This window comes from Streptomyces katrae, from assembly GCF_000966975.1.
In the GTDB taxonomy this organism is placed as follows: Bacteria; Actinomycetota; Actinomycetes; order Streptomycetales; family Streptomycetaceae; genus Streptomyces; species Streptomyces katrae.
In genome coordinates this window covers 1-8698 of sequence record NZ_JZWV01000910.1, presented here as the reverse complement: position 1 = coordinate 8698, position 8698 = coordinate 1, and the positions used below count along the sequence as shown (strand labels likewise).

Genomic DNA, 8698 nt, shown 5'->3' with positions numbered 1-8698 from the left:
GGTCCGGGCAGGGGCCGGGGCAGGGGTCCGGCGGGGCCGTTTCCCGGGGCGGGTACGCTGCCTGCTGCTCCCCCTGCCACCACCGCGTGGGGGTGCCCCCGGCCGGAGGCCGGGGGAGTGCCCCCAGCTGACCAACGACGAGAGGCACCCGACGTGAGCGCCCACCCCTCCGCCGTACGGCTGCGCCGGGCCGCGGTCATCGGTGCCCTGTGCGCGGGCATCGCCGTCACCGGGACGGGCTGCGCGGAGAAGACGGACCCCGACAAGGGCACCAACGGGGTCGGCAAGCAGACGCCGGAGAAGATCGAGAGCCAGGCGAAGGCCGCGGCCGCCGCCGCCAACTCGGTGCACCTGTCCGGAACCCTCGTCAGCGGCGGCAAGTCCTTCACCCTCGACCTGCGGCTCAAGGCGGACGGGGGCTCCGGCGAGGTGAAGTCGCAGGCCGACACCTTCCAGGTGCTGCGGGTCGGCGAGCAGCTGTACCTGAAGGCCAGCGCGGCCTTCTGGGGGAAGTCGGACTCGGCGGGCAAGCTCGGCGACAAGTACGTGAAGGTCCCCGAGAGCGACCCCACCTACAAGCAGTTCCGCGGGTTCACCGACATGCACGTGCTGCTCGACGGGCTCCTCGGCCTCCAGGGCAAGCTCACCAAGGGCGGCTACACCACCGTCGGGCACACCCGCGCCGTGCCGGTCTCGGCCGACGCGGGCAAGGGCGGCAAGCTGACGGTCTCCCTGGAGGAGCGCGCGGGCGGCGCGGGCCGGGTGGAGCTCTCCGAGTGGGGCAAGGCCTTCCCGCTGGAGGCTCCGGCGCAGGACCAGACCGTGGACTACGGCTCCCAGCTGCCGACCACCAAGGACGGCACGGGCGCCACGGGCGGGACCGCCGGCACCGGCGGCGGCAAGGGAACGGGCACCGGCGCTTCCCCGGCCCCGTCCAAGGGCGCGGGCACGGGCGGCACCGGCGGCAGCTCCTCCGGCCAGGGGTCCAACCCGACCGGCGGCTGACCGCCCGCCCCGCCGCCCGGCCGGCCTCAGCCCCGCTTCTTCTTCCGCTTCAGCAGCAGCTTCGGCAGCCCCGCGGGGACCGGCCGGCGGGTGATCGCGGAGGAGGCCAGGGGCGCCGCGGCCAGCGAACCCTCCGGCAGCCGGTCGGCCACCGCCACCGGCTCCAGACGCAGCAGCCGGCACTCCCGCGCCCAGCGCTCCGTCATCTGCTCCGAGTCCGGGGCGTTCAGCCGCTTGCCCTTCAGCTCGGCGACGGCGGCCTCCCACGGCCCGCTGCCGGGCGCGAGCTCCCGTACGGCCGCGGTCCAGGCCACGAGCCGGCCGCCCTTGTCCTTGCTGCGGACGGTCACCTCGGCGGCGGCACCGTCGGCGAGCCCCGGGAACGGCTGCTCACCGGGCCCGTCCCCGAGCACGTGCGCGGCGCCGTCCACCCAGGCGTGCCACAGCGCCCGGTCCGCGCCGGCGCCGCGGACCCAGATCAGGCCGGACTTCTTGGAGGCCTCCTCGACGAGGGCCAGGTCGAGTGCACTGAGAGTCATGTGCACAGCGTAGGCGGTGGGCTCCCGCCCGCTACCGTTGGCCGTTACAGCCAGCCGTTGCGCCGCAGGGTCCGGTGGATGACGAAGCAGCTGCCGACGATCGCGACCATCACCATCGGATAGCCGTAGCGCCAGTGGAGCTCGGGCATGTGGTCGAAGTTCATCCCGTACACCCCGCAGATCATCGTGGGGACGGCGATGATCGCCGCCCAGGAGGTGATCTTGCGCATGTCCTCGTTCTGGGCGACGGAGGCCTGGGCCAGGTTCGCCTGGAGGATGGAGTTCAGCAGCTCGTCGAAGCCGATGACCTGCTCGTGCACCCGGGCCAGGTGGTCGGCCACGTCACGGAAGTACTTCTGGATGTCCGGGTCCACCAGCCGCATCGGGCGCTCGCTCAGCAGCTCCATCGGCCGCAGCAGCGGGGAGACCGCCCGCTTGAACTCCAGCACCTCCCGCTTCAGCTGGTAGATGCGGCCCGCCTCACCGCCCCGCGCGACGCCCTTGGCGGGGGCGGCGAAGACCGCGCTCTCCACCTCGTCGATGTCGTCCTGCACGGCCGCGGCGACCGCGATGTAGCCGTCCACCACGTGGTCGGCGATCGAGTGCAGCACTGCCGACGGGCCCCGGGCGAGGAGCTGCGGGTCGTCCTGGAGGCGGTGGCGCAGGGTCCGCAGGGAGCCCTGGCCGCCGTGCCGGACGGTGATGACGAAGTCGGGGCCGGTGAAGCACATCACCTCGCCGGTCTCCACCACCTCGCTGGTGGCGGTCAGTTCGGCGTGCTCCACGTAGTGGATCGTCTTGAAGACCGTGAAGAGGGTCTCGTCGTAACGCTCCAGCTTCGGCCGCTGGTGCGCGTGGACCGCGTCCTCCACGGCGAGCGGGTGCAGGCCGAAGGTGGCGGCGATCCCGGCGAACTCGGCCTCGGTCGGCTCGTGCAGACCGATCCAGGCGAACCCGCCGTCCTCCCGGACCCGGCGCAGCGCCTCACGGGGCGTCAGGCAGTCGCCCTGCGCCCGCCGGCCGTCGCGGTACACGGCGCAGTCGACCACCGCACTGCTCGCGGAGGGGTCGCGGGTCGCGTCGTAGCCGGGCTGTACGGGAGTGGACTTGCGCAGTGCCGGACGGACGGCGGCACGGAGGTAGGGCAGCATCGACATGGCAGGCTCCTTCTCGCGCACGGCTGCGGACCGCACGGGTGGGAGGCCCTCCGGCGGCGGGCGCGCGGGCCCGGGCGGACGGAGGGAAACAGGACGGGAGGACAAAGTTCTGCCGTCGCTCTTCTGCTGATCAGAAGATCAAAGGTGGCTGGAGCCGCCCTGGAAAGTCGCCGAAGAGCGATTGGTACTGCACGATCGACTTCGGTCCATCGCAGCCCCACCTCCTCCGGCCGGTCCCCCGTGGGGGACGTCCTGTCGCCGGAGCCCTGAACCGTGCTTCTGCACGCGGCCCCGACCGGCTGTCAACACTATCAGCCGACGGATGGTCAAACGCCTGTCTTTACCCGGCGGATAGGAGTTCTATGCTCGCTGCATGGCAGAAATTCCGGCCCTCGTCGAAGCCCGGCTGCGCAGCGCGTTCGGCGAACCCGACGCCCGCGCCGCCGTCACCTTCCTGGGCACCGACCGCATCGAGGTCCTCCGCTTCGCCGAGGGCGACCTCGTCCGGTACGCGACCCTCGGCATGTCCGCGCACCCCATGACCGACCCGACCGCCGTGGTCGCCGACCCGGTGCGCGGCCCGCGCGCCGAGCTGCTGCTGACCGTACGGGCGGGGCTCGCGCCCACCGACAAGGTGCTGCGGCCCCTCGCGGTGCTGGCGGCCTCCCCGATGGTCGAGGGGCTGGTCGTCGCCCCCGGCGCCTCCCTGGACGTGGGCGAACCGCTGTGGGAGGGTGCGCCGTTCACCTCGGTCCTGGTCGCCGAGCCGGGCGGACTGGTCGAGGACCTCGAACTGGACCGGACGGGTCGAGGACCTCGAACTGGACGAGCCGATGGACCCCGTCCGCTTCCTCCCGCTCCTCCCCATGACGGCGAACGAGGCCGCCTGGAAGCGGGTGCACGGCGCGGCCGCCCTCCAGGAGCGCTGGCTCGCGCGCGGCACGGATCTGCGGGACCCTCTGCGTACGGCCGTCGCACTGGACTGAGCGCGGGGCCCGCGGACGCGGGTGCCACCGGGCGCCATCCGGACGGGTGATCGCGTCTTGACGGGGCGGCGGGCGGGGAGGAGCGTGCTTCCTATGAGGGGCGAACCGAGTTGCCCGAAGTGTGGTGGCCGGGTGCGCGCGCCCGGTCTCTTCTCCGACTCCTGGCAGTGCGCCGAGCACGGCCCCGTCCATCCGCTGCAGCCCGTCCTCCCACCCAGCGTGGAGGGCCTGGGCGTGGTGGCGAACCGGTCCAAGGTGCCGGTGTGGATGCCCTGGCCGCTGCCGGTGGGATGGCTGTTCACCGGGGTCGCCTCCGCCGGCGACGACCGGACCGGCGGCCGGGCCACGGCCGTGGCCTGCACCGGCCCGGGCCCGCTGGGCGGCCTGGGCGAGCTGCTGCTGGTCGCCGAGGAACTCGGAGTGGGCCTCGGCGCCCGCTTCGCGGGCATCGACGGCCCCGACCCCGGCCCGGGCCTCGACGTCTCGGGCCCGCCGCACGCCAAGGTCGTCACCGACGGCCGTCCGACACCGCTGTGGCACGTCAAGGGGGTCCCGGAGGACCGCGCCGTCTTCGCGGGGGAGGCCCGGGGCCTGTGGCTGTGGGCCATCGTCTGGCCGGAGCAGTCGGGCCTGCTCATGTACGACGAACTCGTCCTGGCCGACCTCCGCGACGCGGGTGCGGAGGTGGAACTGGTCCCCTGCGGAGCCCTGAGCCCGCGGATCCTGGGGCCCTGAGCTCCGCCATGGCTGGTGGCCAGGGGCTTCGGCAGGTGGCGGCACGGGTACCCTGGAGTGTCCCCTACGTCCGTCCGACCCCTGGAGCCCGGCTGTGCGCATCGATCTGCACGCCCACTCCACGGCTTCCGACGGCACCGACACACCCGCCGAGCTGGTGCGCAACGCCGCCGCGGCCGGGCTGGACGTGGTCGCGCTGACCGACCACGACACCGTCGGGGGATACGCCGAGGCCATCGCGGCCGTGCCGCGGGGCCTCACGCTGGTCACCGGGGCCGAGTTGTCCTGCCGGCTCGACGGGGTGGGGCTGCACATGCTGGCCTACCTCTTCGACCCGCAGGAGCCCGAGCTCGCGGCTGAGCGGGAGCTCGTGCGGGACGACCGCACCCCGCGCGCCCAGGCCATGATCGGCAAGCTCCAGGAGCTGGGCGTCGGCGTGACCTGGGAGCAGGTGGCCCGGATCGCCGGGAACGGCTCCGTCGGGCGGCCGCACATCGCGACCGCCATGGTCGAGCTGGGGGTCGTCCCCACCGTGTCCGACGCGTTCACCGCGGACTGGCTCGCCGATGGCGGCCGTGCGTACGCCGAGAAGCACGAGCTCGACCCGTTCGACGCCATCCGCCTGGTCAAGGCGGCCGGCGGGGTCACCGTCTTCGCGCACCCGGCGGCCGTCAAACGCGGCGCGTGCGTGCCCGAGGAGGCGATAGCCGCCCTCGCGGCAGCGGGCCTGGACGGCATCGAGGTGGACCACATGGACCACGACACCGACACCCGCGCGCGCCTGCGCGGACTCGCCGGGGACCTCGGTCTGCTGACCACCGGTTCCAGCGACTACCACGGCAGCCGCAAGACCTGCCGTCTCGGGGAGTACACCACCGACCCCGAGATCTACGGCGAGATCACGCGCCGGGCCACGGGGGCCTTCCCCGTGCCGGGCGCCGGCGGAGACGCCCGCGCCTGAGCCCGCCGGCCGCCGCTGACGCCGCGGTCGCCGCGCCGACGTGCGCCCTTCCCCCTCGCCCTTTTTCGTAACACCCCTCTATGCAAGGCATCACTGTGTTCGACTTCGCCGTCTTCGGATCCCTTTTTCTCACGCTTTTTGTGATTATGGACCCGCCGGGCATCACTCCGATCTTCCTCGCGCTGACCTCCGGCCGTCCGGCCAAGGTGCAGCGCCGCATGGCCTGGCAGGCCGTCTGCGTCGCCTTCGGCGTGATCGCGACCTTCGGCATCTGCGGCCAGCAGATCCTGGACTACCTGCACGTCTCCGTCCCGGCGCTGATGATCGCCGGTGGTCTGCTGCTCCTCCTGATCGCGCTCGACCTGCTCACCGGCAAGACCGACGAGCCCAAGCAGACCAAGGACGTCAACGTCGCCCTGGTCCCGCTGGGCATGCCGCTGCTGGCCGGTCCCGGTGCGATCGTCTCCGTCATCCTGGCCGTGCAGAAGGCCGAGGGGTTCGGCGGGCAGCTCTCCGTGTGGACGGCCATCGCCGCGATGCACGTGGTGCTGTGGCTGACCATGCGCTACTCGCTGGTGATCATCCGGATCATCAAGGACGGCGGCGTCGTCCTGGTCACCCGTCTGGCCGGCATGATGCTCTCCGCCATCGCCGTCCAGCAGATCATCAACGGCGTCCTCCAGGTCGTCCACGGCGCCTGACCCGCCGCCCCGGCCCGGCCGCCCGCGCGTTGCCGGGTGATCGCCGCGGGCGGAGAATGGAGTGCACAGGTGTGCCTCAGCCGCAGGAAGGGAGCTTCCGATGGCATGGCGTATCGAGGGGACGTATTTCGAGAACTGCAACTGCGACATGGTGTGTCCCTGCTCCACCTCCGGCCTCTCGGCGCCGGCGGACCAGGACCGCTGCCGGGTGACCCTGGCCTTCCACGTCGACTCCGGCCAGGTCGATGACGTCGACGTGGGCGGCCTGACCGTCGCCGTGGTGGCCGATGCCCCGAAGCTCATGAGCGAAGGCGGCTGGCGGCTGGGCATGATCATGGACGAGGCCGCCTCGCCCGAGCAGGCCGAGGCGCTGGGAGCGGTCTTCTCCGGTCAGCGCGGCGGCCCCATGGGGGACCTCGCGCCGCTGGTCGGCGAGATCCTCGGGCTGGAGACCGCCCGGATCGACTACGCCGACGACGACCGGAGCCACCGCGTGAAGATCGGTGACGCGGTGGACATCGAGGTCGAGGACTTCGTCTCCCCGCTCGACGCGACCGGCAAGGGCGTGCGGGTCAGCGGGGTCGGGTTCCCCGCGGACACCCTCGCGGCCGGACTCGCGAAGAGATCGCGGGTGAACGCCTTCGGCCTCGAATTCGGAAACGAAGGGAAGAACGCCTTCTCGGCGCCGTTCTCCTGGGCGGCCTGAACCCCGGGTGGCCCGGGTGGCCCGGGTGTCCCGGGCGGCCCGAACGCCGTCACCGCTCGCCCGGCGGGCCCTCGTCCCGGCGGGCCGGGCCGCGCTGCGCGGTCCCCGCATGCGAACGCCCCCGTACCGGATCGGTACGGGGGCATTTCGGAAGCATCAGGAGGACGCACTCTCGGCCGGTCGGATCAGGATGCGCTGGCCGATGGCGGCCGCCTGCTGCACGATCCGGTTGACGGAGGCCGCGTCCACGACGGTGCTGTCCACGGCGGTTCCGTCGACGTCGTCCAGGCGCAGAATCTCGAAGCGCACGGCTTCTCCCTTCGTCGGTGTTCTCCTTGCACAGGGGTCAACCAGGCGCCCTTCAGAAACATTCCCTACGCTAAGGAAATTTTTTCCTTAGCTAACTACTGCATGGTCAAGGATCGCCAGAAGGTGACTAGAGCACCGGCCGTGACCTGCGGGTTCTCCGCGTTGGGGGAGTGTTCGGCGCCCTCGACGACCACCCGGGAGGCGCCCAGACGGACGGCCATCTCGTCCATGACCGGGACCGGCCAGGCGTAGTCGACCACCCCCGACAGGACCAGCTTCGGCAGTGGCAGCTCCGCCAGCTCCGCCACCCGGTCCGGCTCCGAGACCAGGACCCGGCCGGTGGTGATCAGCTGCTCGGGGACGGTGGCCAGCCAGCGGTCGCGCAGGAACGCGGCCAGCTCGGGGGAGTCGGGGACGGCGTCCGCCGGGTCCTGGGCCCGCATCGCCTCCCAGATGGCCGGCATGCTTTGCGCGGGCGGGGTGTCGCGCATCGCCTCCAGGGCCGCCACCAGGAGCTTCGTGCGGGCCTGCTGCTCCTCGGTGATCGCGGCCGGGCCGCTGCTCATCAGGGTGAGGGAGGCGAAGGGGGAGGCGTCGCGGAGGACGGCGGCGCGGGAGACGAGGCCGCCCAGGGAGTGGCCGACCAGGTGGAGCGGGGCGGGGGCGTCCAGGGCCTTGGCCTGGGACAGCAGGTCCAGGGCCAGTTCGTGGAGTTCGTACGCGGACTCCTCGCGCGGGCCGGAGCTTTCGTGCTGACCGCGCCCGTCGACCGCGACCACCCGGAACCCGGCGGCGGCCAGGGGCTCCAGCAGGGCGATGAAGTCCTCCTTGCTGCCCGTGAACCCGGGGACCAGCAGGGCGGTGCCGTGGACGGGCTCGCCCGCCTCGTGCACGGCGAACTCGCCGCGCGAGGTGGTCAGGCGGTACGCGCGGGCGGCGGGGGGCAGGGTGAGGCGCGGCGGCTTGCTCATGGCCCGAGGTTACCGGCCCGTAGGCCCGGGTACGAGGACGGCCCCGGCCCCCTGGGAAGGGGACCGGGGCCGTGCGCCCGGGGTGCCTAGCGGAAGCGGCGGGTCGTACGGACCGGCTCGCTCGGCGGGGCGATCTGGAACTGCGGCTCGGCGGCCGGGGCGACCACCTTGCGGGCCCGCGGGCGGCGGGGAGCGACGGCGTCCTCCGGCAGCACCACGTCCGGAATCGGAGTGGGCGCGGCCTTGCGGGTCGGGACCCGGCGCGGCCGGACCGGAGCCGCGGCCTCGACGACCGGGGCGGCGGCCGCGGGGGCCTCCGCCTCCGGGGCCTCCGCGACGGCGGCGGCCTTGCGGGTCCGGGTGCGCTTCGGCTTCGCCGGAGCCTCCTCGGCCACGGCGGGCGCGGCCTCGGCCACGGGGGCCTCGACGGCCGGAGCCTCCGCCACGGCGGCCTTGCGCGTCCGGGTGCGGCGCGGCTTGACCACCTGCGCCTCCTCGGCCACGACCGGAGCCGGGGCCTCGGCGACCGGGGCCACGACCGGAGCCGGGGCCTCGACGACCGGCACCTCGACGACCGGGGCCTCGGCCTCGTTCACCGCGGCGACGGCCGCGGCCGTCAGCCGGGTGC

The 8698-nt window shown here is 73.2% G+C and carries 9 protein-coding genes and 2 pseudogenes; 6 read left to right on the top strand and 5 right to left on the bottom strand.

The annotated features are described in order from the left end of the window. The first annotated feature begins 153 nt into the window (after positions 1–153). Positions 154–1005 carry a hypothetical protein gene (locus tag VR44_RS29455; protein WP_045950664.1) on the top strand — a complete coding sequence of 284 codons (852 nt, stop codon included), beginning with the start codon at positions 154–156 and terminating at the stop codon, positions 1003–1005. Positions 1006–1031: 26 nt separating this feature from the next. On the opposite strand, the gene VR44_RS29450 is transcribed toward VR44_RS29455, so the two are convergent. Next, positions 1032–1544: a hypothetical protein gene (locus VR44_RS29450; protein WP_045950663.1), complete on the bottom strand. Its 513-nt coding sequence runs from the start codon at positions 1542–1544 to the stop codon at positions 1032–1034. Positions 1545–1588: 44 nt separating this feature from the next. Further along, positions 1589–2701, bottom strand: coding sequence for a magnesium and cobalt transport protein CorA (locus VR44_RS29445; RefSeq protein WP_045950662.1), 1113 nt, complete (start codon positions 2699–2701; stop codon positions 1589–1591). Positions 2702–3074: 373 nt separating this feature from the next. Here VR44_RS29445 and VR44_RS29440 point away from each other — a divergent pair. From VR44_RS29440 to VR44_RS29420, 5 genes and pseudogenes are all read left to right on the top strand, one after another. Continuing rightward, a pseudogene (locus tag VR44_RS29440) lies at positions 3075–3687 on the top strand (suppressor of fused domain protein). Positions 3688–3780: 93 nt separating this feature from the next. Further along, entirely contained in the window at positions 3781–4422 is a 642-nt protein-coding gene (locus VR44_RS29435) for a DUF6758 family protein (RefSeq protein ID WP_045950661.1), read from the top strand. 94 nt (positions 4423–4516) lie between these two features. Beyond that, positions 4517–5383: a PHP domain-containing protein gene (locus VR44_RS29430; protein WP_045950660.1), complete on the top strand. Its 867-nt coding sequence runs from the start codon at positions 4517–4519 to the stop codon at positions 5381–5383. 95 nt (positions 5384–5478) lie between these two features. After that, complete coding sequence (locus VR44_RS29425; RefSeq protein WP_045950659.1) at positions 5479–6084, top strand: MarC family protein; 606 nt, start codon at positions 5479–5481, stop codon at positions 6082–6084. Positions 6085–6184: 100 nt separating this feature from the next. Further along, on the top strand, positions 6185–6790 hold the full coding sequence (locus VR44_RS29420) for a DUF1326 domain-containing protein (protein WP_045950658.1): 606 nt from the start codon (positions 6185–6187) through the stop codon (positions 6788–6790). Between the two features lie 156 nt (positions 6791–6946). On the opposite strand, the gene VR44_RS46100 is transcribed toward VR44_RS29420, so the two are convergent. From VR44_RS46100 to VR44_RS29410, 3 genes and pseudogenes are all read right to left on the bottom strand, one after another. Continuing rightward, positions 6947–7099 (bottom strand): hypothetical protein, encoded by a 153-nt coding sequence (locus tag VR44_RS46100; RefSeq protein ID WP_007266367.1) that lies wholly within the window; start codon positions 7097–7099, stop codon positions 6947–6949. Between the two features lie 95 nt (positions 7100–7194). Further along, positions 7195–8070, bottom strand: coding sequence for an alpha/beta fold hydrolase (locus VR44_RS29415; RefSeq protein WP_045950657.1), 876 nt, complete (start codon positions 8068–8070; stop codon positions 7195–7197). An 86-nt stretch (positions 8071–8156) separates the two neighbouring features. Continuing rightward, positions 8157–8698, bottom strand: a pseudogene (locus VR44_RS29410) (hypothetical protein); the annotation flags it as partial.

Excerpts from the sequence above, each read along its gene's own strand:
- VR44_RS29450 (WP_045950663.1), bottom strand. The coding sequence starts at position 1,544 with ATGACTCTCAGTGCACTCGACCTGGCCCTCGTCGAGGAGGCCTCCAAG.
- VR44_RS29445 (WP_045950662.1), bottom strand. The coding sequence starts at position 2,701 with ATGTCGATGCTGCCCTACCTCCGTGCCGCCGTCCGTCCGGCACTGCGC.
- VR44_RS29435 (WP_045950661.1), top strand. The coding sequence starts at position 3,781 with ATGAGGGGCGAACCGAGTTGCCCGAAGTGTGGTGGCCGGGTGCGCGCG.
- VR44_RS29420 (WP_045950658.1), top strand. The coding sequence starts at position 6,185 with ATGGCATGGCGTATCGAGGGGACGTATTTCGAGAACTGCAACTGCGAC.
- VR44_RS29415 (WP_045950657.1), bottom strand. The coding sequence starts at position 8,070 with ATGAGCAAGCCGCCGCGCCTCACCCTGCCCCCCGCCGCCCGCGCGTAC.